We start from the raw sequence: 25621 nt of genomic DNA, 5'->3' as shown, positions 1-25621 counted from the left end.
GCGGTTGGACCACAAAGGGATCAACAACGAACTCAAGTCGGACATATCAAACAGTACAGAACGCAGTCAACAACGATCGATATGGTCTCGGCGACTTCGAACACGACTATCGTACTCACCTCCAAGGTTCGTACGCGAACTACACGAATAACTGGGGGAGCAACGACGTCGACGTCGTTGTCAAGCTGACGAAACCGTTCGAAGAATGTCTTGACGACCTAGATGCCATAGAAAAAGAACGCTACTGGGAAAGCTACTCCAAGTCGAATTACACCTTTGGTGAATTCTACGATACGGTTCACAGTGCGCTCAAGAACTACTTCGGTAGAGAGAACATCGAGAAGGGCAGCAAAGCCATCAAGGTCAAAGCCAACGACGATACCGGCCTCGAAATCGAAGCCGACGTCGTTCCATGTGTCGAGTATCGGAAGTACGAGAGCTTTGATGCAGACGGGACTGAAAAGTTCGTCGAGGGGATGTGGTTTAAAACGCAGGATCTATCTCCACGGACAATCATCAACTACTCAGAAAAGCACAGGAAGAATGGAGGGATAAAAAACGACCACACGAACGAGAATTACAAGCCGACAATTCGGATGTTCAAGAAGGCTCGCGACCATATGGAGAGTCGAGGATACGTTCCCGAAGATACCGCGAGTTCGTACTTCATCGAGGGGCTACTTTTCAACGTCCCCCACAGTCGCTTCAAGAAGTCGAATCTCAGAGAGCGATACACATCTATCCTCGAATATCTGGAGGAGAATAACGTTGAGGACTTCATTGAACAGTCAAAGCAGTACGACCTCTGTGTCGATAACGATCCCGACCGATGGACGACCGCCGACGCGAACGCGACGATCAGCGGCTACCGTGATCTCTGGGAGGAATGGTAGATGCACTCGTACGCTATCAGTGGCTCTCGGGCAAAGACTGGCGGCTACATCATGATAGTCGCCGCCGTCGTCGCGAACGGACTCAATAGTAGGCTCGAAATCCTCTGGGCGTACCTCCCACTTGACCTTCCATCGCTTACGCTCTCAATTCCGTTCACCTTCGCCGCACTCTTCTTCATCTACAACAAGTGGCTTTGGTACTGGCCATTCCTCTCAAGTGTCGCCGGCGTCCCCGACATCAGTGGAGAGTGGGTCGGTCCTCTCTACTCCTCGTACCGCAGTGACGGGGGTAATGGCGCTGCTGATAAACCAAAAGGTAGTCTCCGCCCCGTGTTCACTATCCATCAAACGTGGTCAAGAATTGAGGTAAACGGCGACTTCGCAAAGTCGCGATCGGAAAGCACGACAGCCAGTTTCAGGACAGATAAAGGGAACCCGCAGTTGGTTTTCACCTACGTAAACCACTCGCGAACTCCCGAAAAAAACGACGGTCAACATGAAGGTGTGAACAAACTTCGACTTGCGACTGATGGAGACGGAAACGACGTACTTGAAGGAGAGTACTACACAGACTCGTCGCGGAACAACCATGGAACGATGGAACTCCGGCGTCCTGAAGATGCAGAAAGCTCAGATCCATAGCCACTTGCCCCTCTGAGTCGATGATCAATACCAGATAAATACTAAATAGCTGAAGAGTGTTTCGTGATCAGTGATAGTGTAAGCGATGATCTCAAGCCAAAGAGGGCGAGTCTACAGTTTATTCGCTCATGCTATAAGCCGTACATGAATTTCAAATTCGTCATGATTGACGACTGACCGGTTCGACCGTCCTTCCTGGATGAGCTCAACGACGTTCAGTTCCGCCAGTTCATTCAGGTTTCTGCTGACGTCCTTGATACCCCGATCGACTAGTCGCGCTGCTTCACGCATATTTGATGGCTTATGCTGAGTTCGGAGGAGTTCCAGATTTGTATCACTGAACAACCGCTGGAGATCTCCCTCTTCTTGGAGACTCAGAACGTGGCGGCCCTCCGGTTCGTCGCCGCATTCAAGTGCTTCTATCGCGTTCAGCGTGTCCTTGTGGAAGTTGTCGGTCCATTCAACCCGGGTGTGGAGTGTTGCGCTCATGGCCTTGTCGCTGCTGTGTTTTGATTATCGGTAGTTGTTGAATTCACGGAGCAACCGACGATACAAGTCGACCATGCCTGGAAAGTCGATTATTTCGACTGTATCATAACGGAGTGCCTACGGCTGATGACTTCCTATTGAATAAAGGATAGACCCATCATGATCCGTTGTCGCTCTGCACGATGCAAAAGGGGAAATATAAATCACCCTGAAACCCGTATCCGACCATATGGGGAAGGAGACTGCGCACGAACCGCTGCCGGCCGATGCCCATGCCAATGCAGCGGAGGCGTTTGTTGACCGGGCACGGTCCCAGCACAGCGACGAAATCGCTGAGCTGTACGTCTTCGGCTCGACTGTTCGAGGGGAAACCCACGGACGCGCAAGTGACGTCGACGTTCTCATCGTTCTCGCTAACGATACTGACCGCGACGCCACCGCCGACTCACTCCGTGATATCGCCCTCGACGTGATAATCGAATACGGCCCCGCCGTCGAACTCCACATTCTCTCCGAAACCACGTTCGATCGCCACCAACGAGAGGGGAACCCGTTCATCCGTAACGTCGTCACCGAGGGGCGTTCGTATGCCTGACGCCAACGACACGGATCCCACCGTTGAACAGGAGCTCCAGCAGGCGCGACAGGCACTCGACGATGCTACAAAAGCACAAGAAGCCGGGCTCTCAGACGCCGCGGTGATTAACCGTCTCTACTACGCCGCATTCCATTCCGTTCAAGCGGCCCTCTACGACCGCGGGTTCGAGCCCACGTCTCACGGCGGTGTGCTCTCCTTGTTCGGGTCGGAAATCATTGCTGCTGGGGACGCTGAACGGCGGGATGGTCGATTCTTCAGTCAACTCTCCGAGCTTCGGCAGCAAGCCGACTATGGCTATGACGAACTCGATGAGGATGTCAACGCACTCCATTCACGAACCCAACAGCTTGTCTCCGAGATGGAAGCTCTTTGTACCACCTCGGGCTAACGAGGCTAGACGACGTTCGCATTGACGGGTTCGACAATTCAAAGGGTACTACCGTGAGGGGATCACCCCAGCACGAAGGGCGAAACCTAACGCCGACGTCAATCCCAACCAAGAAATCCTCGTAGAAACAAGTCCCCGACGAAATTGAATCCCAACGGCGACAAGTACTGAACCACTGTTGTCGATGCTTTCGTATGATCGTCGTTGGTCGTCACCGAGTTTGCAAATAGCTTCAAATCAGACTCAGTCAGAGATGGGATGACCTAATCGATGTCAAGTTCTTCTTTAAGCTGTGGGCTGTTGAGACCGGCCCGAAACACAGCGTTGAAGAAATCTTTGTTCTTCGAAAGATCTTCGCCGTGTGCTTGATAGTATTCCGAGTCGAGTCGCTTGAAAGTCGAAATCATCTCCTCATGGATGCTCTCATAGAGATATACGTTCACGTTGTGTAAATCGCGAACTGCAAGTCCTTTCTCTTCAGCATCCAACGCCATTTCCCGAACCGTCGAACCAACTGCCTGTGGCTCGGTGTCTGCTATAGTCTCCGTTTCTGTAGTTACTGACGTATCTGTTGTATCTGTTGTATCTGACGTTACTGATTCGTCTTCTGTGGAGTCAATTGTATCTGATGTATCTTCAGTGTCTGAGACTGCAGATGTACCTGATTCATTTTTATCTGAGATATCTGCTGTATCTGCTGTATCTGCTGTATCTGCTGTATCTGCCATATCTTCACTGTCTGATTGTTCTTGTGTTTGTGAGGCGCCCGATATCACGTGGGTGTCTGACTGATCTTGTATATCAGAGGGATCTGTAGTATCTGATGTGACTGAGGTATCTGATTGGTCTTCACCTGGAGAATCGGTAGTTGATGCAGTCCCAGCACCACCACCACTTCGGACTTCGTCCATACTCCACATATCCTCCTTTCGTCGTTCCAATTCGTCATCGTCGTCGCTCATGCTGTCACCTCAGTATTTTTGCGCTCAAGCATCGCTGCAATCTCACTATACGCTTCACGCGCGTCCTCTGTTTTTGCGGGATCCTCATGAGTGAAAATCGAGAGTCCGTTGTTCCATGCCCGTCGGATGGCTACGCGGTTAGGGACCTGGAAGACATCATGCGGAGCATCGTTAAAGAACTCGAGCATCTGAGCCGTGTCATTGTTCATTGCACCCTCGACTGCGTTAATAACTATCCCCAAGATTTCGATCGAATTGATTTGTCCAGGAAAGCTATTCATCAGATACGAGATTTCCTCGTTCATTTTCTCGACAGCTCTGATCGACCGGCGAGTTGGTTCAACGGGGAGAAGTGCTTTTTCGGATGCAATAAGTGCATTATCAAGGATCTGACTGAGGTCCGGCGGACAATCGATGAGAATGAAATCGTACTCGTGGTCAAGCGCATCAAATGCGATTTTGAGACGCATTTCGCTATTCGCAACCTGTGTGACGAGCATGTCCTTGAGTGCATCCATCGCCTTGTTTGCAGGGATGACGTCGAACTCCTGGTGTTCACGGATGATCTCGTTAATCGCGTCCGTCCGTGTTGGATCGACCATGACTTGATGAAGTGACGGGATCTTCTTATTATACAGATCTCGAAAACCGGTGCCTTCGGTAAGCGTTCCTTGTGGATCGGCATCAACAAGAAGAACATCAAACCCTCGATCGGCGAGCGCACCACCGACGTTAATTGTCGTTGTTGTTTTTCCCACTCCACCTGCTTGGTTGGAGACAGCGATTATTTGAGTCATGTATCTTCCGTATCTGATGTGACTGACGCCACTAATATAACGTTACGTCAGACATATCTGATGTATCTTCCATGTCTGGTGTATCTGACGCATCTGATACTGCTGATGAGAATACTGATTCAGAAGCCGTGGAGAAGCCGCAAATGGTCGAGAAAGACCTTGCTGGTAGGTTACTGTCGTTTTTCGTGATGAACGACCTCCGACACCCTCCTTGGCTTCCTAAGCTTTCGTCGGGTCCAATCGCTCTATTCGGAGATTTGTATACGTCATTCTGTCACTCGTATTTTAAAAGATCCCGCACATAGTGGAGGGGAAGGGTTTGTTCATATGAGATTCATCCCCCGTCCGAACAAGCTTCGGACGCGATGGTTCACTGATAACCCATAAATTTCGTCAACGAACCTTACCCCGTCACTGGGAAAGCTCCGGACACAGTGGAGTGTGTCTGGCGTGAATTTTGGTTCCTCACAGGAAAGTACGGAAGTTTGGTGGTAGCGTTTGAGTAGTGCGTTTTCTCGGAGTAGATAGGTTAGTATTGTATACTAACCTATGGCACTTAGTACGCCGCAAACTCGTCTCTATGACTGTGACTAAAGAGTTCTAAGGGACTACGACGTAGACTACATTTGCGACTTAATAGATTGGTGAATACCAACTGTGTTAATAATTTGTTCTAATGCTTTCAGCACTGGGTTAATATCCTGATTCAGTGTGACAGTTTTATACTGACCACCGGTACTGCCTTCATTCCGCTTGTCAACAGCAAGAAGCCCTAACATTTCGAGTTCATCGATGTGATCGTGCATCCAACGACTTGTGAGAGATTCACGTCCAGCCTGCTCACAAAACGACTCGTATCGTCGATAAAGATCACGTGATCGAACGGGACTCTCATTTCCTGCTTCGAACGTAGTAACTGCATAGAGGAGAATCCGTTCATGTTCATTTAATCCAAGAATGCCTCGGGTGACTTCCTCACGTTGGAGAAGTTTTCTGCCACGACGAACATGCTCGTCAATTACCTGGTCAGCACCTTCTTCTTGTGCGATATCACCAGCTTTCAAGAGCAAATCAAGTGCCTTGCGAGCATCCCCGGATTCTTGAGCACCATATGCAGCACAGAGCGGGATCACACCACCCCCGAGAACATCATCTTGGAAAGCGATCGATTCCCGTTGGCGGAGCACCTCGCGAAGCTCATCAGCACTGTATGCAGGAAAGTTGATCGAGCGTTCACAGAGGGATGAACGAACTTTCGGTGAGAGTCGGTCGCGATACGAGAGGTCATTGCTGATCCCCACGACGCTCACACGGGCAGACGTAAGCTCGCGATTTTCTCGTGCTCTGGATAATTGATAGAGAAGTGAATCATCTTGTACATGGTCGATTTCGTCCAACACGAGGATGATGAGGCCTCCGTGGTTATCAAACGCCTCCCACATCATATCATAGACCTTTGAGCGTGGATGGCCTGTTTCACTGATTTTTTCACCAGTTTCCCGAAACGTGTTCACTAATTCAACGCCGATACGATAGCTCGTGTCGATTCCATCGCAGTTGATGAGTTTCGTTTTTATTCCGACGTCATAGTTCTCGCCTGCCGATTCAAGCCTATCGAATAAGAATCGAGTCGCTGCGGTCTTCCCAACGCCCGTTTTTCCGAAAAGAAAGATATTGTCGGGTTGGCTTCCATCGATCGCTGGTTGAAGAGCAGCGTGATACTCTTGAAGTTCGTCATCTCGTCCGACGAACTCTTCAGGAGTATAGTCGTCGAGTAACGCGTTCCGATTTGCAAACGGGAAATTTCCCGGTTTGAAGTCGAATTCACCCATTTGATTTTTCGTGTGATAGCCGGTTACTTATTTCTATCGACCACCCGTTCAAGTGATTCGAGTGAGACTGCGACTATATAAGTAAAGACGTGGACCCTCAGACCCCGTCGTTCAAGTGAATGACCTCGGGATGAGGGGAGTGATTTTTCGAAGAGGGACTCTGATTATGCGAACATTTAATAGGGATAATGGTTAACAGTAACCGTACTAGCGAACTATTTCAATAACAAAACAAAATTCCTTATTGGTGTTGTTTGAGAATAAACGACTTTGTGATCTGGACTCCTCTCTTGACAATATTCACTTGAACGACGGGGTCTCTGTCTTTATAAAGGAGATCGCTCACTTGAACGGGTGGTCATTGCTATGTGCCCCCACGCTGTCCCTGACTTTCTGATGTCGAGTAGGGTTCGTCAGCCATTTGTCTGACGATTGTACCGCTTCTTTTAGATGGTCAATAAACCCGCCGTTCAGCGGGTGGTTATTGCTATTGATGTCCGCCAAGATAGCATCTAAGTTGGTAACAAACACCGATGGACGAATGGAGTCATATATCCTTTATCCGAATAGTTAGTTCTCATGTGCCCAGTTAGTATATTATACAAACGTTTGATACTCAGGATACAGAGACCAGACCCCCTTCTTAGTGAATATGTTCAGTTGCAAGCCAGCGTTTCGTTTCACTTTCGCACCGGTTGGCTGACTTCTTTATCAATCGCCTTCGAAGAGAAAACTGCAGTCAGCGTAACCCAGTCAACGGTGTGGGCCTCAATCCAACCCATCCTTCCACGCCGTTTGTTCCCCTTGTATTCACCACCAACGAGGCGAGTGTCATTTTGTCCCAAGGCTTTACGTCGGTAGTTCCTGTCTTTGATTATATCGATGATTTCGAATCGGCGATCGCCACTCACACCACTTGCGCAAGAATCGCTTGAGACACTCGCAAACGCACTGCCGAGTGAGGGAGAACTCACGTACGAGCAAGCGTATGCAACCCTCAAAGATCGTGAAGAGCTTGAGCAGCCAGCGGCCGAAGATATCATCGAACGACTCTACATGCGGGGCCACATCTACGAAGTCGAAGGAAAGATCCGGCTGACTGATCACCGACCTGAATAGCGAGGATGTCCTCGGTCGCAAAGTCATATTCGGCACTCGAATTCGACGGTGCCAAACTCACTCCCTTCTCTGTTCGACTACCTCAATAATCGTCGCTGCCGTGGTTCGAATTCGTCCAAGTCGATCTTGAATCGCGTCCGAATCATCGTCCTGCCATGCTGCGAGGTAGAATGCTGAGCCACTCGTGTCCAACCCAACGTATCGACCGACGATGTACGCGACGGCTTCTGCTTCGACTTCGCGTTTCGCTCGCTCACACTTATCCTCAACATCGAAGTGCAACAGTGCGTGGGCGTATTCGTGGATCAGCGTTACAGCGAGATCCGCCTGATTTGCCCGTGCTTTCACTTCCACGATTGGCTGGAGGTCATACAGACTCCGCTGTTTGCAGACGCCCTTCGCCTTGCCGTGTTCCCAGTCGTCAGCATCGACGATACGAACCGTCACCCCGAGCTCATCAGCTGCATCTTGGAGGGGGGACACGAGATTTTCAGCATTTCCGGTTGCTTCGGTCTCGAGCTCAGGAAGCGGTTCACCCTCCGTCTGAGACACATCGAAAACAGCCGTGGGTTTGAATCCGACCAGTCCTTTCGACCACGCTTCAGGTGGTGTCTCCTCGTATGCACACTCAATTCGCTCGTGGTAATTGGGTGAGTTCTCGCACTCTGGACACTGCTTGGTGATGATCGGCGCCCAGATCCAGATTCCGTTCTCACCTTCCTGGACGTGACGATCGAACTCAGTTCGCCAGGTGTTGTACCCAGCGACCTTCGTCGCGTTTGGACACTGCAGGGTAATCAGGAGCGTGTTCCGATGGGAGTAGTCATGGAATTTCGACTGGACATCTAGCCACTCTTGGAACTGCTGACTCGTTTTCGCCTCGTCAGTCAATGTAGTGAGGTCGTCGATCCAGTGTTCGATCGTGCTGTGCATCTCGTCACGTCGGGTGTCGTACTCGTCGAACGACACCGCTGAGAAGTCACTCGTCGCCATGAGTTCGTACTGGGCACTCCACTTCGGACTGCCCCGCACCCTTTCGGGGCCAAAAAACTGCTGTGTCCGAACGAGATACATCTGGCTTCGATCGCTTCTTCAGCACAGACATGCGTCGGGTTTACAGAAGTCATCCGCCAGTTCAGCACCGCTGTTCGCCGGGAGAATCTACTCAGTGATGGGCAATTCGTCGTCGACGGCGTAGAGATACCCGCGGAGCAACAACATTTCGAGCAGATCGTCAGCCTGCCTACTCAAGTGAGTGGCTTGTAGACAGGACACCCCACTCATCGCGTCACCCAGGTGGAAAATACACGCTCTGGTCGCCGGCGACCTCCTCCAACTGGTTTTGATGTCGATGCGTGAAATAGCAGTCATAGCTGCAGTAACCACAAATCACTCCCGTATCGTACTCGGCGACAAACGGCCCACGCTCGGTCGTCCAGACATTCGTCCCGCACTCGGTACAAGCTGAGTTCTCGAGATCATCCGGTGTCGGTCCATGATATTCGAGGCCGAATCCATCCGCCTGTAGCGTCGACTCAGGCCAGATGCCGTGTGCTTGCCAGAAATCACGAACACGACTGAGGCTATGGCGGACGGTCTTTCGGATCGTCACATGATCAGCGTTGCGACCACTGTCGTCCCAGCCATCGCCCGTCCAGAACTCGCCGAACTGCGCTCCTCGATGCAACCCGTTCCAATCCATGCCAACGATGTCAGCTGGTGGGTCGCCCGATAGCGTCGGTTGCGTGAGTTGGTCGATGACGGCCAACTGTTTGGGTGGGCTGCCACCAAGGATGTGGACACGGCGACCCCGCCAGTCAATGGGATCGGAGAACTCGTGTGCAAGCTTGTCGGCATATCCACGCGAGTAGCCGAGGACGATGTCGTCTGGAATTACGTCGATCGCCGCCCGACACTTGGGGACGATAATGAACTCGGTGTCGGGGAAGTTCGTTTCAAGCTCTCGAATCGTGTCGACGTACGTCCGCGCCTCTGTAGCGTCGTATGCGTCACCGATGACGCCAACCGCGGGTTCGTACTCGAAGACACGCTCGATGTATCGGTCAAGATCTGGATTTCGAAAATCGTTGTCGAGCATCCCTACTGGACACTCGAGGGCGTTGAACTGCGATTGTTGGTACGTACAGTCCTCGCGAAAGCCAGGGAGGAATCCGAGATGTAATGCGTCCAGTGCGAACGGCACGCGATGGAGAAACGCTACGTACTTTGCCTGGCGAGCGTCGGCGTACGTTTTTGTAGCACTGTCGCTGGTCGTCGCTGAGAGGTCGTGAATCGACATCGGGAGTCACCTGCGGGACGTCGTCGCCCCGCAGCTCTCCAGGGGCGATAAAAAAACAGGTTAGTGCATCTTAACCAACAACAGCAAGGATTCTGGGTAGGAAACCGGCAGATTGTTGGTTAATTCTCGTATAGACCTCGACTATTCGTTTCGTCTCCTGCCAGCGTTTGCTGCTCGTTAGCTGTCTCCAAGAACAGTGTCGACTGATCACTCTCAGCCGATCGTTCTACTTCTGCTGCCGCTTGAGGAAGCTGAGGAGCGTCTCGATATCCTCGGTCGAGGCCGATGATTGGCCGAACATACTCTTGAACCGGTGATCGAGTCCACCCTCTTCGATGAACGCGTGTGCCTCACTGAGCTGTTCCCGAAGGGCATCAGCATCTCCGCGATGCAGATGCGTCCCGACCAAGTCGAGGTCGATCGACGGAATTGCAGCGAGGACATCAGCGAGATCCGTTTTTCGGCCACTATGGAGCTTGGCCGCGACAAGCACTTCCCCATCAGCTGCCCGTGCGGTTGTCGACCGAGTCCCGCCTGAAATCGTCGTCGGGGAACTGTGCGTGCGCAGATAGTCGAACGACCACTCTGCTTCAGTCTGTCGGCAGCCGAGACCGTTCACGAGGATATCCACACCGACCGGGTGAGGTAGCCCTTCGGTACGCTCGAAGAGTTCGATTTCACGATTATAGATGGTCTCTTCCGGGGGAACTTCGAGATCGGCTTGTCGTTCAAAATCGCGCTCTTCGAGGAATGCAACGACTTCGTCGTAGTCGTCCGGGGTGATGACGAGGTCGAGGTCGGTCGAGAATCGCGTCTCGAACTGACTGATCGCGTAGCCGCCAACGAGGACGAATCCGATTTCAGACTGCTCCAGTTCTTCGAGCACCTCAATGAGTGCTTCACTGCGGTCTTCTTGGCTCATGATTATGCTGGCTCCATGCGGTAGTTCGCATCAGTGTCGATGTCGTCGTACATCCGTCCGAGCATATCGAGTGCTGATTCGAAGGTCGCGTAGTACTCGTTTGCGAACGTCACGGTTTCCTGGAGTGAGATGACGGGTCGTCCGTCGACCATCTCGGCCTCGATCTGTGACCGTGGTTCGAGGACGACCTGGATGGCGCCGTTGAGGTCATCGGCGGGCTGGCGTTCCTTCGCAGTCGGGATTCCGAATCGATCGAAAAATTCCGTCCAGGCGTCGACGTCGGACTCGTGGACGGCAATGAACAGCGGATAGTCCTCCGGATCGCGAGCAACTTGGTAACCACCACGGGTCCAGACATAGATCGCATCGATGGCAGTGAATGCATACTCCATACCTGCGAACTGCGGGAGAACATACGCTTCTGAGATCGACGGTGGCGAGATCTCTGCTGTCGCAGTCAAAAACTCGAGACCGACGTCTCGAATCGTCTGATCGACGAGATGGAGGCCATTATCGTACGCGATGTACCCCGCTTCCTCAATGCGGTTCACAACACGGCGAATCGTCTCTCGATTCTCGTCGATTTTCCGTGCGACGCCGGAGATGGAATCTCCTTGGTCAAGCGCGAGGATGACCTTGAGTTCCTTCTCACCACATACTTCGTACATCCTATAGTTACACAATTCTGTGCAACACCCAAAAGAATTACTATTCGTATGAGTCTGCTGGCTGGATCTGGCGAGCGTCTTCAGCGAAGTCGTGGATGTATTCCCGAAGCGTGTTCATGTCTTCGCAGGCATCCTCAAGCGTCTTTGCCTTCACCTTCGCCTTGATCTGGTCTTCGTCTCGTGTTCCACTCCCACGTTTGAGCTTCAGTGTGAGTGAAACGCCGACATCAGTTCGTTCGACGTACTCCGTTTCGGTTGACGACTCGCGATTTGGATCCGATTCGACGTCTATCTCAGGTACTGTGTTAGGCTCAGTCATGTGTATTCTGCGAAGGTCTCTGTCTGACCCCGCACCCTTTGAGGGGGTGAAAAAATCGTTCTTGTCGCTTCACTTGTGAAGGAGGGCCGTTGCTCGACTTAACCAACGTCGCTCACAGTAGAGTCGTACTGTTGGTCAATCTCTGAGCGAGGAGTATGATTGCTGGTTGTTTAATAGTGGACATCTGCCGGGATGATCCACACCTGCTCATCAGCACTGAGTACATGATCGAGGTGTTCACGATTTCGAATCGCGTCGCCGAATTCAGTGTACAGGTAGAGCGATGGACCACGATACGCGCCAAGATTGTAACAGGCGTGGCGGGCGAGATCTTTGTCGTGCATGAGTTCATCGTCACTGAACTCGGTGACCGCCGTTCGCACTCGTTCGAGATTGCGTTCGAACTCTTGCCTGGTTGCCTCCCACCCACGTTCTAAGAGTTTTTCGCCGTCGTCAGAGTCGATTGGTGCGACGACCGGAAGTTCGCCCCATCGAGCCTTCCCTGCAACGGATGATCTCTCGTCATCGAACATCACATAGTAATCAAAGATGGCAGCATTGTCGGGACCAGCTCCGACAAGCCGGTCAAACGCTGCTCTTCCGCATGCTAGTGCAGTGTCTTCAGTCGATGCTTCTACGAGTGCGTAAATTACCTGGTGCATATCAGTCACCTCGCCGACGCATTGGTTCGACACGACTCTATCACACAACACTTCATCTGTACGCCGGCACCCATCGCCGGCGCGAATAAAATCCTTTGTGAGAGGAGCAGATTCACACGTGATTCGAACTACTCTTCCGGGAGAACGCGACGCCCGGATCGCACACAGGGCCAACATGGAAAACCACTCAGCCCATCACAGTCACAGTCAGCTGGCTTGTCTGTGTCGCTACCGTTTTCATGGGTTTCAGGGTTGTTCTCAATTTGTGTCCCACCGTCTGCGACGAGGGAATGGTCTGTCGCTGCTTGGAGGAGTGGCGTTCGAATTGCGACGCCAACGCGGTGTTTGCATGCTCCGTCGTAGCGGTCGTCCGCAGGACACTCACAGGCAATCGGTATTCCATTGTGAACAGTGACGAGATATTCGTGGTCAGTTGGATTTGCGTGACTTGTATTCCGAACGCGAACACCCCTCGTTGTGAGTGAAAATTCGAGAGCTTCGTACTGGGCGCGCTTTGCAACTCGTTTCGTGAACGTCAGGTGGGATAGGACGTGTTTACTGGACATACTCGCTCCACGAAGCACGCAGTGTGCCCCGCACCCCTCGGGGGCACAAAAAACGGAGCACTGATCGTCCAATACGTACAATCAGTGATCTACGCCTTGCCGAATTCGCCTTCGTAGTGGTCGATACACACGTCTATCAGTTGACGATCTAATCGTTCATGATCGGTCGAAAAAGAGCGCTTGGAGATACTAACTTGCCGTGGATACCCTCTAATTAGATGGTCGATGTACAACTGTTTCGAGCTCGTCTAGATCTTCGAAGTCGCTATCTCCCGTATGAAGGGTTTCACAGTCGGTGAGAACCGCTGTTGCGAGGTGAATGGCGTCTGCATACGACAGTTCGCGCTCCCGGCGCTGGTAGTATTTCGTACGGAGCCGTGATGCGTATAATGCGATTTCACTCGTGACAGGAACGACGTGGATTTGCTCGAAATCCTCAATCGCACTTGTGACAAGATCTGCCGTTTCACTGCCCACCTCGCGATTGAGGATATAATCGACCTCTGTCAAAGTAATCGATGAGACGATGCCACCAGTGTCCCGTGCATCGTGAATCATTTCTTCGGCAATGTCCGACAGTGTCCCATCAAGACCGTATTCGAGCCAGACCCACGAGTCGAGATAAATCACGCGTGTCTGCTCCACTCGCGACGTTCACGCTCTAACAACTCCGCTGCGTCGAGTTCAAGTGGGGCAGCACGCTCCCGGGCAGTTTTGAGACGGTTCATCGGGTCATTCGGAACGCCGATCATTCGAACTCCACCGTCCTCATCGAACCGAAAGAGGACTTTCTGCCCTTCTGTGAGCTGGAGTCGCTCTCGAACTTTCTTTGGGATGGTAATTTGTCCCTTGCTGGTGATTGTTGCTTCGTACGACATCGTCTGTTCTCCTTACAAAATGTTTGTTTGTAATGCGTATATCTGTTTCGCATACCCCTGTATTATCGTCTAATCGAATCGGTAAATCGCGATCCCATCGTGATCGCATTCCGGACACTCGCTCGTTTCGACCTCGACCGTAGTTCCACACTGCCGACACTCAGCGATGACAGTGCTGTGCGATCGGCCAGTGAGCTGTATTAGGAGGTCTTTCATGCGAACTCTGGCCTGTGATTGGCGTGTTGGTCGTCAATGACGAAGCCACAGTCTTCGCAAACTGTTTCGATCACGTTGGTAGTGACCAGGCCGTCGCATCTGGGACACTGGTTGGTTAGTTCGCTCGGTACGTCTTCGTCAAAGCCTGTTGCATACCTGCCGCTGATTGTCATTGGAATCACTGCTCATCGAGACGCTCACACTAGAACGCCCCGCACCCCTCAGGGGGCGAAAAAACTTCCCGTTGTCAAGCCTCACCGACGGTTAACAGTACGTCTGATACAATTCACCGCTGATATCTTATGACTGTGGTTAGTATAATATACTAACCCAGTCCCATTCGATACCTTGCCCGTCGAGAACTGGACTTTCGCGATTTGCTGGTCGTACGGTTTTCCACAGAGGGGGCACTCATCCGTATCTGGTGTCGGTCTTGACATAGCATGGTCTAGTTGGCTTCGGCAAGGATGTGTTTGACAGCGCTCGTCACCTCCTCAAATTGCGTCATCGTCAACGAATCAGTCGTGAGATACAGTCCGGCGTGATCGGTGATCACACGCACGAGATAGCCATTGTCGAAGTCTCTCAGTGTAAAGTTGTACTCACCGAGCTCAGACCAGTTGTACGTCCGCTGGAGATTGAAGCCTCTACGCTCAGTTTCAATGAAGCCAAGTTTATCACCGCGTTCTAGCTCATCCCGGAGATACAAATGTTCAGCCTCGTCTGGAGTAAAGTACGTGAGACTGCGTAGCTCATCGCCGATTTGTGTACGGCACGCCCGAATCAACTTCTCGGTCGTAGCATCAGCAAACGTGCTCGTGTGTGACGGCTAGCCACTTGCGCTGAAAATATGTTTTGGCAGGGGACTCTTCATTTATCATTTCAACACGGAAACCTTGCCCTTCAGAGTAGGGAGAATGTCAAGGCGATCGCTTTTAATCATCGGTAGAATGGAGCTCTGGCGGTGTGTCCGGAACTGTGTTCTGTGTATACCAATAGTGGCTAGCCGACAGTATCCCGAACGCCGTTAGAACCCCGAGGATCGCTACAAACCAGGATAGAATGGCTACTGGATAGAAATGTATCCAGATTCCCGTGAAAAGGAGTACACTCCCCAGTGCGAGTCCACGATAATAGCGATCCCATGGAAGCATTGGTCTGGTGAACATATTCAGATAGTCGTCAAACACACGTATGCGGCTCGTCGGCCGTATTTTCCCGGACTCTGGGTCGTAGTCGATGATCCCAGCATCGGCGAGTGCCGGGATGTGGGTCTGATACAGCGAAATATAGACCCGTTTTCGCTGTTTACTGAGAAGGTCTGCTGGCGTCGTATTATATTCCCACGCAGCGACGTGGTCGGTCACATCGGCAAAATCGACAGGGCAATTTTCTCGTCGCAGATAGTGAACTGCATAGCGTCGTCGCATGCTCTGCAACACCTCGAACACCTGATCCTGAGATAGTTCAGTTCGATTCATTGAACCGTTCAGCTGTTCAGTGAATACCTTCATGTCACTATCCTCGATGGGAAGCGATTGGGTCTAATGCTACAGAAATCATCATTCTACAGTCTACTTTCTCTTCTTCGACCTTTGTTATCTCGACGCTATTTGTGGTTAGCAGACCTATACGGCCGATATCAAGTGGTGTAGAATTACCACTCCTCGTCGAGAGAATGTTTGAACAGTAGTTGTAGTACGGCTGCTTACGTTTGTTACTCGTACTCAATTCATTGGTGAGGGCATTCACCGACTGAAGGGTCTCGGTTCCGCTTCGAAGGAACTCCCTGTTCGAGCTAATGAAGTGTCTACTCCCAACCAGGAACCCGAATTAATGATGCTGTGACTATCAGCGATTAGGTCGCCTGATTTTGGTGCTATCATTTGCGTTCTCGTTTGTAGACTCATCCTATCGAACCGGTGGCAAAGCTACGACGCACTACCTGCCGATTACACCGTTGTAATAGAGGGGGAGCGCGAATGCGACCCCCTCCTTTTCGCAGAAAATGACGCAGAAAAAGACGCACTCCACCCTAACCAACCGATTACTACCACCATGTGTCACCGGCAATGCGGTGTGAATCTCGTGTGGTGGTGTGGTTCGAGCGGGGGTTCGCAGAACCCCCGTGATTACAACGCTATAATCAGCACCCTCCGTTCCCTCCCGCATTAGCTTCGTGAGCTCTCACCCACCCTGCCAAGTCGGGATGAGCGAACGTAATTTCGATGTGGTGGCCACCGACACCCATTGCGTCGTCCACACACAGCGTTCGTGACTCCTTGTAGGTCACGCCGGGTACACGCTCGGCCATCTCTTCCATCACCCGATAGCCATCGTTCTTGTATGCACAGCCATAGTGCGTTGCGACTTCTCGATAGCCCAACCGTGCGACCATGACGTCGTTCGTCTTGGCGACGTTCTTCGCGTGCTCGAGGACGTTGAGATACTTGTCTTCGACTTGCTGACTCTCAGCGCGCTTCTCACGGAAGTTCACGAGTTCGGTGTTCTGTTCTGAACGCTGGATCGTCTCGAAGAGCTGACGGCCTGCATTGGTTGCTTCCGCGGCGAGGTTCGGCGAGTCGTCGTCAACACTCTCTTCAGTCTCGTAGTCCCGAACGAGATTGATTATACGCGAAACCGACGCTCGCACACGGGCGTTCTTCTCCTCTATTTCGGCGAGGTCGTCGATGTCCGATTCCATGGTCTCGGTCGTCTCCTCGAGATTGCTGAGCTGCTGGCGGTCCTGGGCACGCTCTTTGGTCGCCTCTTCGCGGTAGTCCTCGAGATCATCGACTTGCTCTTCGAGATCGTCGATCCGCTCGTCTTTTTCGACGACTTCCTGCTCGAGGTTGTCAACACGATCGGTAAGCATCTGAACATGGTCTGCGAGGTCGCTGACCGATAGCTCGTCATCGTCGAGAATACTGGATGCCCCGGAAACAGTGGTGTTACTCATTGGCACACACCTCCCTTCTGGATGCAGTGTCGTCTGCTGGCGTCGAGAGCCGAGGAAAATGGGCGATGGTGGTAAGTGACCCAAGACAGCGGACGGTCGTGTCACTGTGGGTGTTGGTATACTCGATAACAGTCATGGGAGCGTCGGACTGGAGAGCCGTACACTGGTAGGTCGCGTGCTGTGCAGTCGTCATTGGTGGCGCTGTCAGGACTAGCTGTGGTGCGTGGCTGGTCGATGGATGTGTCTCCCTCACCGTGAGAATCGTTCGGGGTCGTTTGGTCGTCGTGATGCGAACGCGATCTCCTGGCGAGAGCTGGTGGGTGAGTGCGTTGGTGTCGCGTGGGTTCAACGGCCGCGGGACGATCGCACGCTGGGTGGTCGTCATTCCTGCTCACCTGTCGTTGGGGTGATGATGTCCTCGATACGCACACCAGTACGGAGCCAGCTGTACCGACCATTTGGTGTTCGCTCGTAGTGATCGAGTTTGATCTCGGTGTGGTCGATCTCGTCGTAGTAGCGGTACTGTAACCGGTACAGATTGTGGGTGGGTGTTGCGACGTACAGAATGTGCTCACCGGGTTCGGGGCCACGACACGTGAATTCAGGTTCGCGGTGGTCACACTGATAGACGATCCCCGTGAGGGTGCGGTTTGTGGTGGTGATTTGGATGCGATCGGTGGGTTCGAGACCGAGAATTGTCTCTGTGCGTGGGGAGTGGTTAGTCATTGACCTTCACCCCTCCACGGGTGTGAAAAACCTGGCTTCGTCTGTCGGTAGATGTGGTTGGCGGGTGCTGCGGCTCTCGGACGGGACACTTTTGTCCCGCGTGTGTGTATATGGACATGCGGTTCCTCGAACGACCGCACGATGGACGCGTGATGTAAGCACGCGTCCGCTTCAGATTTTCCCGGACTCGCTAGTCCACCGAGCAGTCGTTGATGTCATTATGAGAGTGTAGGCCTAAATATTTAGCGCATATGAGCTCATAGTAAGCTTATTTGTGCTAAGTATGGTACACATCGATGTGATTAAACAAACGGTTCCTGTCTGTCGCGATATGCGGCCTCGAGTCTCGTGGATGACCGGTAATGATGACTCTATTCTCGAATATCTCCACGAGAAGGACGTGGCACTTCCACCAGCACCGCTGCACTACAATTTGGAACGGAGTGGGTATAGTGTCGGCTACTCCACTGTACGCCGTCGCCTCCAACTCTTAGAAGGACATGGATTAGTAAAGAAAGAGAAGGAGAAGGAAGGCTACTATGGAATTACCGATAAGGGTCGAAAGTACCTTGCGGGCGGACTTGATGCTGAAGAATTAGAGGAGACAGATTAGAACTGAATAGCCACGAGGTCTTTCATGCAAATTTTGCTCCGTGATTGATTCGCCGTTCCTCGATGACGAGGCCACAGTCCTCACAGGCTGTCTCAACCACGTTGGTGGTAACCAGACCACCGCATTCGGGACACCCGACAGTTGGTTTGTTCGGTACATCTTCGTCGAAGCCAGTCGCATAGCTATCGCTGAGTATCATTGAAATCACACTCATCGAGACGCTCACACTGAAACGCCCCGCACCCTTCGGGGGCGAAAAAATACCGGGTGATCGAAGCACATTGACCGCCAGAAGTCTGCATATAGTCATACACAGCTAATAGTAAGTCAGAAAACAGCTGCACGAAAAATTCCGAGACCACGAACGGAAATTTTGTGATTAGAGTCGGCATGGCATGCCTTTTAATAGTATGGCTCGGGGGTAGTCTGACTCCCGAGAAAGTGATTCAGGAAACGAGACTTGCTATCGACGCTCTACAAGCGATTCGTTTTTGGAATTCATCCAAGATTTGGCGCTAAACATGCTCTGAGAGGTCGGAGAGGAGATCGAAGGCCGGATGCTTAAAGAGGATTTTTCGGCAGTTGCGACAACGGGTGAAAAGCGACTGTTCGGCATCCCAGAAATCGGAACGCAGCACGACGGTAGTATCTCGTGATCCGTAATATCCACCGGACGTCGAAAAATGATTAAACTCCTGTCCACCACACTCCGGACAGGGATCGGTCATATCCGTCCAGTCGTCTCGATTAATGCCACTGATCTTTCGTTCGTTATCATCTGCATCGATTACTCGTATTGGAAGTTCCATCGGAGTTTGCCTCCACCAACTTTGGGGCAAGAAAAAATAGTCGGTGGTAGAGAGGCGATTCTTTGACGCGACAAACAAATATATTTTATTATATTAATTAACCAATATAATGGCTTTGGGACAATCTCGGTGAAAGAACACCCTCCTCATCGGCGGGTAAATAAGTAGAATAGATAGCTATTTTAACCCACGAGATATGACAGGTAAGGGAATGGATATCGACGCAACTGAAAGCACTGTTCAGGGTGTTTTTGCGAACAAAAGTACATATACGGTCCCGGACTACCAACGGCCGTATTCTTGGGAGAAAGAGCAATGGAAGGACTTTTGGACTGATCTCAATACGATTAAAGGTACGACGCACTTTCTTGGTTCGATAGTGCTGATCAAACATGATCAGGGGTTTAATCAACTCGCCGAATTAGAGGTTGTAGACGGTCAACAGCGGCTCACCACGATCTCACTGCTGTTCCGTGCTATGCAGTCACAATATGATAATGTAGGTGACCCAAACAGCATCAAGGAGTTAATCGACGATGAATATCTCTTTGAGCGAGATGATAGCAACAACAAACATGCGAAACTTTCTTTGAGTCAGTATGATGGAGGGGATTACGAACATATCCTCGAAGGACGACGAAATGCGGTTGAAGACGACTCGAATCTGTTACAGGCACTCAAGTACTTCGAAGAGAAATTAGCGGACCACACGGCTGACGAACTTGACGATCTGAGGGCACGGCTCACGAAGCAGATGACGATTGTTGTCGTTGAGTGTGATACTCCCGGGTCTGCGTTCCGTCTATTCGAGACGCTGAACAACCGTGGCATGGAACTCTCTTCGGTTGATCTGATGAAGAATTCCCTACTTCAGACAGCGACGCAAGAGTACGGGAACGATAGCAAAGAATACAATCATGTCCGAAGCCAGTGGGAGTATCTTCTGAAGAACGTCGTTCATCAAATCGATCACCCGAATCGTTTCTTCAGACATTTCATTATGTCCCGGGAGGTTCCTGATTACGAAGGCAACGTTTCATCTCGAAAACTCTACGATGTGTTCAACGAAATGATCGATACCCGACTGGATGCAGCGGGTGTAAGTATAGTTGATTACGTCGATGAAATGGTTGACATTTCAGACACATATTTGGGAATCATTGATGCTTCCATAGACAAATATAGTGGTAAACAATCCAAGAAAGTAAACGCTCGGCTCAGGAACCTGAATGATATCGAATCATCACACTCGCGGACATTAATACTTCGATCTATTGATGAGTTTGATAACTCCACAAAGACCATCGAAATCCTCCGACTACTGGAGTCATTTATGACCCGTTGGAGAGTCGCCGACCTCACGACTGGTGCCTCTCTCGACCGGATTTTCTCCGGACTTTGTTCTACTGCCTTCAATAGCACGGATCCGATAGATGTCATTCGAACTAGGCTTGAAGAGGAGTCTCCAGGAGATGATGAATTTAAGGCGAAGTTCGCGAACTCTGGATTCAAGCATAATTCGATGACTCGATACATCTTAGATACACTTGAGCGTGTACATTACTCAACGGGTGGTGGAAAAACGTACGACAGAGCGTCTGTCGACATAGAACATATTGCGCCACAGGCGGCATTATCTGCCGACAAATACCGCGCGTGGAGGGATGTCATAGACGTCGGTGAAGCAAAGTACAAGAATCAGTACCGTAATCGAATCGGGAATCTCACACTCCTTGAAGAGAGTTTAAATGAAGAGGCGAGTGCAAACCCGTTCCAGCAAAAAAAGGACCAGTATAGACTCTCTGACTTCAAGATGACCGAGCACGTCCGTTCAAATTATTCTGAATGGACTACAGACACTATTGACCAGCGTTCTGAGGAACTCGCGGAGATCGCCGTTGACATTTGGAGTTTCAAACTGGAGACCTATAACTCGAAACCGACCGCAACTCAGTAGTGATAGGTGTCAATGTTTCTGAATTGGTATTGCCAATCCGCCCAGTTCAGATAATTCGGGAACTATCTGCTGTGATGCACTCTCCCGTCGTGTTAGAAATTGGCTAAACTGTGTCTGAGGGTCATAAGTCCGCTCACATATACTGGACGTCTCAAAGCTAATCTAGTAGTTCTATTATTCGCACCAACATCGAACAGGGCCACTGTTTTCTTCATCGGCATCAGCGTCTACTTCACAAATGAAATATGCCCCATCTGGGTAGAGTATGAATCGATCTTCCTCGATATTCTCGATGGAAGCTACGTCCTTGATTGTCCAATCTGCATCTTCGTTTCCTTCCCAGGTATAATACTCATTTTCACCTTTAACTGCAAAGTCGAGTGTACCCGTCCCACTTCCGAGGATGTGTTCGACTTTCTCAAGATGGGTTGATTGCGAAATTCTGACCATGATTGTGTATTGAAAGCATAGATAATTAATTCTGTTCACCTATTCCTCAGTCTTCTCTGGCAGTGGACGATTAAAAAGTGCCAAAATGTCGGTTAAATATATGATGAACGCATATTTTTTAAGTTGTTGAGTCGCCACTATCTCTTTAGATCTTTCATCGTATTCAATCAGCCCTCCATCCTCTAACTTTGAGAGGTGTGTCTGAATCAGACTATTATACGCAGATTCATACTTTTTGGTATCAATTTGACGAGGTGGGATTCCTGTTTCTATACTCCGAACCACTCTTGCAATGTGGCGTACCTCAATGATTGCTCCAGTATCGAAGAGCGAAAGGTAACCAATTACGAGTAATCGTCGTCTATTACCCAGCAAGTGGTAGACCTCCGATCGATCAAGGTCGCCATTCCGACTCGGATCAATCATTTTGACAAACCACGCTCGATGAGTACGAGTGTCTCTTAACGGTTGGTACTACTGTCGGATTTTTCGAGGTGCTCTTATCGACGAACATATTATTCTATCAAGCGCGAATTTGGAACGACAACTACCAATCCACTATTCATGGATTATCGCGCTTCAGCAATTGAAGCGCGAGAAAAACAGGCCGTGGCGGTACGCATGTCTGTGTCTGAAACTGTAGCTCCTCATCTACAGCCGGAAATGCCGAGTGTCTCGGTGTTTGACTTCATGGTGGTCACTATCCTACTTGAAGCAGCATGCCATTCAGAGAGGTGCTTCTCCCCGTGAGCGTCGAGCAGTCAACCACGATCGATTTGCTCTCTATAATAAAAATGGCAGCTTTTACGACATCCAATCTTCCTCTTACTGTTCTAACTCGAATGCAAAAGGGAGATTCATAAGGAGGAACGAACAACCAAGGAACGGTGAATACTATCCGTGAGGTTCTACGTTCCTGAGTGGGACGACGCCGTCGATGCTGGCTACGATTTCGAGCACGACGAACTGTCTACTCTCAACCGACAGGAGCGCGACTTAGACTATATTTGGGATATCTTTGATCGAGAAAACACACCGATCGATGGTGTCCTCATCTCTCGGGAGCAAGTCGAGGAAACCAATCGAAAAGCAGACCGGCTCGAAGAGTACGGCGTCTATGATGATCCCGTCCTCTCGATCCCGGAATGGTTGCCTACGATCAGTGATTGTGGCGCGTGGGGATACAAATCTCTCCCATTCCCTCCATACGACAACGAGGAGATGCTCGGTTTCTATGAGACGCTCAAAGTTTCTGTGGGCGTGACAATTGACCATCTCGTCCTCGGATCTGGGAAGGACAAAGGTCGTCTCTATCTAGACAAGCGTGCCTTCCACAGCGATTTCAAGCAAAAGGATATCCCGGACACACTGACTGACGTCGTCGATTTAATGGTCGATGAATGGCCAGAGGAGTGGCCGTCATTTGTTGGCGAATACGAACCGTCGATTCGAATTGACTCCGATGAGGAAGTCGACCCGTTCGATTCAGACGTGTTTGAAGGGGACGTTGACGACGTTCTCACACGACTCGCCGACGATCCCCGTGCGGTCTACCGAGAAGACGACAAACAGTTCCGATACGATCTAACGCTTCGAAACGCCCGTGAGATGTACGACCTCTACGAAGACGGTGACTATCCATTCCGTTTGATGGTAGCAATCCAGGGTTGGAACACAGAATCATATGTTGAAGCTGCGGATGATGTACTTGATATCGGCTACGACTACCTTGGTATCGGGGGAGTTGCTGGAAGCCCGATTCACGAAGTTCGAAAAATCGTGAAGGGCATCGGGAAGGTTGTGAAGGGGTATGAACGGGACAATAACACTCGTGTTGATTCCCACGTCTTCGGATTTGCAAAGACGGAAGGATTCGAGACGGTGGGCCGGTCAGGAATGACGAGCTTCGACAGTGCAAGCATGCTTCGCTCGGCTTGGACAGGGGGACAGAACTACCGACTAGATGTCGACGAGCGCTACGATGCAATTCGTGTTCGCTATCCCTCCACTCGAGATGATTTAGAGCAGTCTATCGAAAAATCGCTCAGAGGACGGGAGACACTCGCCGCGCTTCGAGCCTACGCGGCCAACGAATCGATCATCACTGCCTTACAGGATTGGAAAACAAAGGTAGAACCTGTCCTTGAGGCGACTCGAGCGTATCTCCGTGAGCATCGTCACGACGAACAGTACAATGTCTCCCGACTGCGAGATGTTGAATCAGCATTCCGCGAAGACTTCGAGTATGGGCGCGAGTTGCAGGCCAGTTTTAGTGCGAACCTCCGTCGGAGGATCGTCAAACTGCTCCGTAAAGACAAGGCGGATAATGCCCTTGACTTCACCGAATACGACGATCTCTTGCAACTGGCAGAGAGTGGATTCGAGACATTCCCCCGGATGACATCAGAACTCGAATCCATCGAAGAACAGTCTGATAGTAATGCCGTTGATCCGATTTGGGCTGTCGTCCGAGATTATGCGATGTGGGTCGGTGATGATGATCTTCTCGAAGAATATCACCAAACGCTTGAAGAACGACCGTGGGAGAAGTGCGATTGTCCGATTTGTTCAGAACATGGAATCGAAGTGTGCATCTTCCGTGGAAACGATCGCAATCGACGTCGAGGATTCCATAATACGCGACGATTTTACGACGAGTTCGCGAGAGATCTCCCAAAAGTCCTGATTGCCACGCCCGGTACTGCTGCACAGGGACAGTACGAGACTGTCGAGGACTATCTCCGAGAGGAACATCCTGCATTCTGGCAGCATGTTCACGACCTTCCAGTGGCTGAAATCGGAATTCTCGATGCGGATGGTATGCGAGAGTGGTGGGAGGAAACGCCGAACTCGGTATCACTTGACCCCGATGCGATGGCAGCGAGCATTAGTGAACAGACGCAGCGCTATCAACACGCATTCATTCTTCTGCCTAACGCCGAGTTTGACGACTCCGTTATCGATTCGGTCGAAGGCACCGAATGTGAGTTCCATACGTTTGAACGCGCTGAGGAACTGCGTGAACAGGTCCTCACTGCACTGGGTGAAAACTATGCTGCTGGACGCGATTTCCTGCCACACCAACCACAGATCGATGCCGACGATGACCTGGACATTCTCATCATCGATCAGTGTTCGGGCTCAAAGCAGGTCCCTGATGGGGCACCAGTGTTCGAGCAGGGTGAACTCGATCAATTCTCGAAAGAGGAACTCTTAGAGCGGGAAAACGTCCCTAAGATTGCTGCACGTGACCTCTACACGGGACGGCAGCAAGAAAACGTCAAGGAGGCAATGCGCTGGCTCGGGGATGAAGGGCACAATGTGAGCCGATATTTCATAAGTGCAGGATTCGGCCTCGTACAAGAGGATGAGGAGTTACCGCCTTACGAAGTCACCTTCAGTTCGATGAAAGTCAAAGAAATTCGAGAACGGTCGAAACAACTAGGCATCCAACAGGATTTGAGACCGGTGCTGGAGGAAACTGACTACGATCTCGTCTTTTTCACCCTTGGAAAGGACTACTACACCAGTATCGACATTGACGAGATGGTTCAGACGGTTCGAGCGGATCGCATCGGCGTCGTATTTAACCGTGAACTGGTTGACGAACAGTTCGACAATATCGTTTCAGTCGGAGCTCGGACCGAGGACGCAAAGAACCATGGGACGATAGTCATCGGCTTGAAAGGGCTGTACATGAAGAACTTCGCACAGCGAATCAACAGCATTGACCACTTAGAGCCACGGACGATCGAACAACTTTGTCGTCGAGTCGAAGAAGAACCAACGCAGACTGTATTCGAGAAATATTAACGCTCTACTGTTAGTTAGCCCCCCCGTACCACGAAATCAGCGTT

The 25621-nt window shown here is 51.0% G+C and carries 27 protein-coding genes and 1 pseudogene; 7 read left to right on the top strand and 21 right to left on the bottom strand.

The features are described 5' to 3' along the window. Both BG842_RS30180 and BG842_RS20215 read left to right on the top strand, forming a co-directional pair. A partial coding sequence (locus BG842_RS30180) for a nucleotidyltransferase (RefSeq protein ID WP_069452193.1) occupies positions 1 to 893 on the top strand: 893 nt, incomplete at its 5' end. Further along, entirely contained in the window at positions 894 to 1535 is a 642-nt protein-coding gene (locus tag BG842_RS20215; RefSeq protein WP_069452192.1) for a hypothetical protein, read from the top strand. Between the two features lie 126 nt (positions 1536 to 1661). Here the strand turns inward: BG842_RS20215 and BG842_RS20210 are convergent, their stop codons facing one another. Continuing rightward, positions 1662 to 2024 carry a hypothetical protein gene (locus tag BG842_RS20210; protein WP_069452191.1) on the bottom strand — a complete coding sequence of 121 codons (363 nt, stop codon included), beginning with the start codon at positions 2022 to 2024 and terminating at the stop codon, positions 1662 to 1664. A 229-nt stretch (positions 2025 to 2253) separates the two neighbouring features. Between BG842_RS20210 and BG842_RS20205 the strand changes: the two genes are divergently transcribed. Both BG842_RS20205 and BG842_RS20200 read left to right on the top strand, forming a co-directional pair. After that, positions 2254 to 2619 (top strand): nucleotidyltransferase domain-containing protein, encoded by a 366-nt coding sequence (locus BG842_RS20205; RefSeq protein ID WP_069452190.1) that lies wholly within the window; start codon positions 2254 to 2256, stop codon positions 2617 to 2619. Continuing rightward, positions 2612 to 3010, top strand: a complete 399-nt coding sequence (locus BG842_RS20200) for a HEPN domain-containing protein (protein WP_069452189.1) — start codon at positions 2612 to 2614, stop codon at positions 3008 to 3010. Before BG842_RS20205 ends, BG842_RS20200 begins: the two co-directional genes overlap by 8 nt. A gap of 263 nt (positions 3011 to 3273) precedes the next feature. Here the strand turns inward: BG842_RS20200 and BG842_RS29160 are convergent, their stop codons facing one another. The 17 genes and pseudogenes from BG842_RS29160 to BG842_RS20115 form a co-directional block, all read right to left on the bottom strand. Further along, the gene (locus BG842_RS29160) at positions 3274 to 3972 is read right to left on the bottom strand and encodes a hypothetical protein (protein WP_139136211.1); all 699 of its coding nucleotides are present in this window, start codon (positions 3970 to 3972) and stop codon (positions 3274 to 3276) included. Beyond that, the gene (locus tag BG842_RS20190) at positions 3969 to 4769 is read right to left on the bottom strand and encodes a ParA family protein (protein ID WP_069452188.1); all 801 of its coding nucleotides are present in this window, start codon (positions 4767 to 4769) and stop codon (positions 3969 to 3971) included. The genes BG842_RS29160 and BG842_RS20190 overlap by 4 nt, the downstream gene beginning before the upstream one ends. A gap of 620 nt (positions 4770 to 5389) precedes the next feature. Beyond that, entirely contained in the window at positions 5390 to 6601 is a 1212-nt protein-coding gene (locus tag BG842_RS20185) for a Cdc6/Cdc18 family protein (protein ID WP_069452187.1), read from the bottom strand. Positions 6602 to 7777: 1176 nt separating this feature from the next. Further along, entirely contained in the window at positions 7778 to 8713 is a 936-nt protein-coding gene (locus tag BG842_RS20175; protein WP_069452200.1) for an ArdC-like ssDNA-binding domain-containing protein, read from the bottom strand. Between the two features lie 295 nt (positions 8714 to 9008). Then, positions 9009 to 10019, bottom strand: a complete 1011-nt coding sequence (locus BG842_RS20170) for a DUF6610 family protein (RefSeq protein WP_069452185.1) — start codon at positions 10017 to 10019, stop codon at positions 9009 to 9011. Positions 10020 to 10245: 226 nt separating this feature from the next. Beyond that, the gene (locus tag BG842_RS20165; protein ID WP_069452184.1) at positions 10246 to 10941 is read right to left on the bottom strand and encodes a nucleotidyltransferase family protein; all 696 of its coding nucleotides are present in this window, start codon (positions 10939 to 10941) and stop codon (positions 10246 to 10248) included. A 2-nt stretch (positions 10942 to 10943) separates the two neighbouring features. Beyond that, on the bottom strand, positions 10944 to 11609 hold the full coding sequence (locus BG842_RS20160; protein ID WP_069452183.1) for a helix-turn-helix domain-containing protein: 666 nt from the start codon (positions 11607 to 11609) through the stop codon (positions 10944 to 10946). A 40-nt stretch (positions 11610 to 11649) separates the two neighbouring features. Continuing rightward, complete coding sequence (locus BG842_RS20155) at positions 11650 to 11928, bottom strand: hypothetical protein (RefSeq protein ID WP_069452182.1); 279 nt, start codon at positions 11926 to 11928, stop codon at positions 11650 to 11652. Between the two features lie 170 nt (positions 11929 to 12098). Continuing rightward, positions 12099 to 12590: a hypothetical protein gene (locus BG842_RS20150; protein WP_069452181.1), complete on the bottom strand. Its 492-nt coding sequence runs from the start codon at positions 12588 to 12590 to the stop codon at positions 12099 to 12101. A gap of 128 nt (positions 12591 to 12718) precedes the next feature. After that, the gene (locus BG842_RS28050; RefSeq protein WP_083252661.1) at positions 12719 to 13156 is read right to left on the bottom strand and encodes an SWIM zinc finger family protein; all 438 of its coding nucleotides are present in this window, start codon (positions 13154 to 13156) and stop codon (positions 12719 to 12721) included. Between the two features lie 210 nt (positions 13157 to 13366). Then, a complete protein-coding gene (locus tag BG842_RS20140; RefSeq protein ID WP_254663331.1) occupies positions 13367 to 13801 on the bottom strand; it encodes a PIN domain-containing protein in 435 nt (144 codons plus the stop codon). Then, positions 13783 to 14034 (bottom strand): AbrB/MazE/SpoVT family DNA-binding domain-containing protein, encoded by a 252-nt coding sequence (locus tag BG842_RS20135; protein WP_069452179.1) that lies wholly within the window; start codon positions 14032 to 14034, stop codon positions 13783 to 13785. The genes BG842_RS20140 and BG842_RS20135 overlap by 19 nt, the downstream gene beginning before the upstream one ends. Positions 14035 to 14252: 218 nt before the next feature. Then, positions 14253 to 14423 (bottom strand): annotated as a pseudogene (locus BG842_RS33265) (transcription initiation factor IIB family protein); the annotation flags it as partial. 275 nt (positions 14424 to 14698) lie between these two features. Next, positions 14699 to 14959 carry a hypothetical protein gene (locus tag BG842_RS20130; RefSeq protein WP_254663330.1) on the bottom strand — a complete coding sequence of 87 codons (261 nt, stop codon included), beginning with the start codon at positions 14957 to 14959 and terminating at the stop codon, positions 14699 to 14701. A 226-nt stretch (positions 14960 to 15185) separates the two neighbouring features. Beyond that, the gene (locus BG842_RS20125) at positions 15186 to 15764 is read right to left on the bottom strand and encodes a hypothetical protein (protein ID WP_254663329.1); all 579 of its coding nucleotides are present in this window, start codon (positions 15762 to 15764) and stop codon (positions 15186 to 15188) included. A gap of 632 nt (positions 15765 to 16396) precedes the next feature. After that, positions 16397 to 17209, bottom strand: coding sequence for a hypothetical protein (locus BG842_RS32020; protein ID WP_254663328.1), 813 nt, complete (start codon positions 17207 to 17209; stop codon positions 16397 to 16399). Between the two features lie 381 nt (positions 17210 to 17590). Beyond that, positions 17591 to 17935 carry a hypothetical protein gene (locus BG842_RS20115; protein ID WP_069452177.1) on the bottom strand — a complete coding sequence of 115 codons (345 nt, stop codon included), beginning with the start codon at positions 17933 to 17935 and terminating at the stop codon, positions 17591 to 17593. Positions 17936 to 18287: 352 nt separating this feature from the next. Between BG842_RS20115 and BG842_RS20110 the strand changes: the two genes are divergently transcribed. Further along, a complete protein-coding gene (locus BG842_RS20110) occupies positions 18288 to 18548 on the top strand; it encodes a winged-helix domain-containing protein (RefSeq protein ID WP_254663327.1) in 261 nt (86 codons plus the stop codon). A gap of 22 nt (positions 18549 to 18570) precedes the next feature. Here BG842_RS20110 and BG842_RS29155 read toward each other — a convergent pair whose 3' ends face one another. Together BG842_RS29155 and BG842_RS29150 are read right to left on the bottom strand one after the other, a co-directional pair. Continuing rightward, the gene (locus BG842_RS29155; protein ID WP_254663326.1) at positions 18571 to 18774 is read right to left on the bottom strand and encodes a TFIIB-type zinc ribbon-containing protein; all 204 of its coding nucleotides are present in this window, start codon (positions 18772 to 18774) and stop codon (positions 18571 to 18573) included. A gap of 289 nt (positions 18775 to 19063) precedes the next feature. Continuing rightward, positions 19064 to 19357, bottom strand: a complete 294-nt coding sequence (locus tag BG842_RS29150) for a hypothetical protein (protein WP_139136210.1) — start codon at positions 19355 to 19357, stop codon at positions 19064 to 19066. A gap of 211 nt (positions 19358 to 19568) precedes the next feature. On the opposite strand from BG842_RS29150, the gene BG842_RS20105 reads away from it, so the two are divergent. Further along, on the top strand, positions 19569 to 21314 hold the full coding sequence (locus tag BG842_RS20105) for a DUF262 domain-containing protein (RefSeq protein ID WP_083252664.1): 1746 nt from the start codon (positions 19569 to 19571) through the stop codon (positions 21312 to 21314). A 174-nt stretch (positions 21315 to 21488) separates the two neighbouring features. Here BG842_RS20105 and BG842_RS28045 read toward each other — a convergent pair whose 3' ends face one another. After that, entirely contained in the window at positions 21489 to 21764 is a 276-nt protein-coding gene (locus BG842_RS28045) for a hypothetical protein (RefSeq protein WP_083252663.1), read from the bottom strand. Between the two features lie 900 nt (positions 21765 to 22664). Between BG842_RS28045 and BG842_RS20095 the strand changes: the two genes are divergently transcribed. Further along, positions 22665 to 25577, top strand: a complete 2913-nt coding sequence (locus BG842_RS20095; RefSeq protein ID WP_069452173.1) for a DUF6884 domain-containing protein — start codon at positions 22665 to 22667, stop codon at positions 25575 to 25577. Positions 25578 to 25621 lie beyond the last annotated feature (44 nt).

It is taken from the genome of Haladaptatus sp. W1 (assembly GCF_001723155.1).
Taxonomy (GTDB): Archaea; Halobacteriota; Halobacteria; order Halobacteriales; family Haladaptataceae; genus Haladaptatus; species Haladaptatus paucihalophilus.
This window is presented reverse-complemented; position numbering and strand designations above follow the sequence as displayed.

Coding starts and splice junctions, on each gene's coding strand:
- BG842_RS20215 (WP_069452192.1), top strand. CDS start 894: ATGCACTCGTACGCTATCAGTGGCTCTCGGGCAAAGACTGGCGGCTAC.
- BG842_RS20210 (WP_069452191.1), bottom strand. CDS start 2,024: ATGAGCGCAACACTCCACACCCGGGTTGAATGGACCGACAACTTCCAC.
- BG842_RS20205 (WP_069452190.1), top strand. CDS start 2,254: ATGGGGAAGGAGACTGCGCACGAACCGCTGCCGGCCGATGCCCATGCC.
- BG842_RS20200 (WP_069452189.1), top strand. CDS start 2,612: ATGCCTGACGCCAACGACACGGATCCCACCGTTGAACAGGAGCTCCAG.
- BG842_RS29160 (WP_139136211.1), bottom strand. CDS start 3,972: ATGAGCGACGACGATGACGAATTGGAACGACGAAAGGAGGATATGTGG.
- BG842_RS20190 (WP_069452188.1), bottom strand. CDS start 4,769: ATGACTCAAATAATCGCTGTCTCCAACCAAGCAGGTGGAGTGGGAAAA.
- BG842_RS20185 (WP_069452187.1), bottom strand. CDS start 6,601: ATGGGTGAATTCGACTTCAAACCGGGAAATTTCCCGTTTGCAAATCGG.
- BG842_RS20175 (WP_069452200.1), bottom strand. CDS start 8,713: ATGGCGACGAGTGACTTCTCAGCGGTGTCGTTCGACGAGTACGACACC.
- BG842_RS20170 (WP_069452185.1), bottom strand. CDS start 10,019: ATGTCGATTCACGACCTCTCAGCGACGACCAGCGACAGTGCTACAAAA.
- BG842_RS20165 (WP_069452184.1), bottom strand. CDS start 10,941: ATGAGCCAAGAAGACCGCAGTGAAGCACTCATTGAGGTGCTCGAAGAA.
- BG842_RS20160 (WP_069452183.1), bottom strand. CDS start 11,609: ATGTACGAAGTATGTGGTGAGAAGGAACTCAAGGTCATCCTCGCGCTT.
- BG842_RS20155 (WP_069452182.1), bottom strand. CDS start 11,928: ATGACTGAGCCTAACACAGTACCTGAGATAGACGTCGAATCGGATCCA.
- BG842_RS20150 (WP_069452181.1), bottom strand. CDS start 12,590: ATGCACCAGGTAATTTACGCACTCGTAGAAGCATCGACTGAAGACACT.
- BG842_RS28050 (WP_083252661.1), bottom strand. CDS start 13,156: ATGTCCAGTAAACACGTCCTATCCCACCTGACGTTCACGAAACGAGTT.
- BG842_RS20135 (WP_069452179.1), bottom strand. CDS start 14,034: ATGTCGTACGAAGCAACAATCACCAGCAAGGGACAAATTACCATCCCA.
- BG842_RS20125 (WP_254663329.1), bottom strand. CDS start 15,764: ATGAAGGTATTCACTGAACAGCTGAACGGTTCAATGAATCGAACTGAA.
- BG842_RS32020 (WP_254663328.1), bottom strand. CDS start 17,209: ATGAGTAACACCACTGTTTCCGGGGCATCCAGTATTCTCGACGATGAC.
- BG842_RS20115 (WP_069452177.1), bottom strand. CDS start 17,935: ATGACTAACCACTCCCCACGCACAGAGACAATTCTCGGTCTCGAACCC.
- BG842_RS20110 (WP_254663327.1), top strand. CDS start 18,288: ATGACCGGTAATGATGACTCTATTCTCGAATATCTCCACGAGAAGGAC.
- BG842_RS29150 (WP_139136210.1), bottom strand. CDS start 19,357: ATGGAACTTCCAATACGAGTAATCGATGCAGATGATAACGAACGAAAG.
- BG842_RS20105 (WP_083252664.1), top strand. CDS start 19,569: ATGGATATCGACGCAACTGAAAGCACTGTTCAGGGTGTTTTTGCGAAC.
- BG842_RS28045 (WP_083252663.1), bottom strand. CDS start 21,764: ATGGTCAGAATTTCGCAATCAACCCATCTTGAGAAAGTCGAACACATC.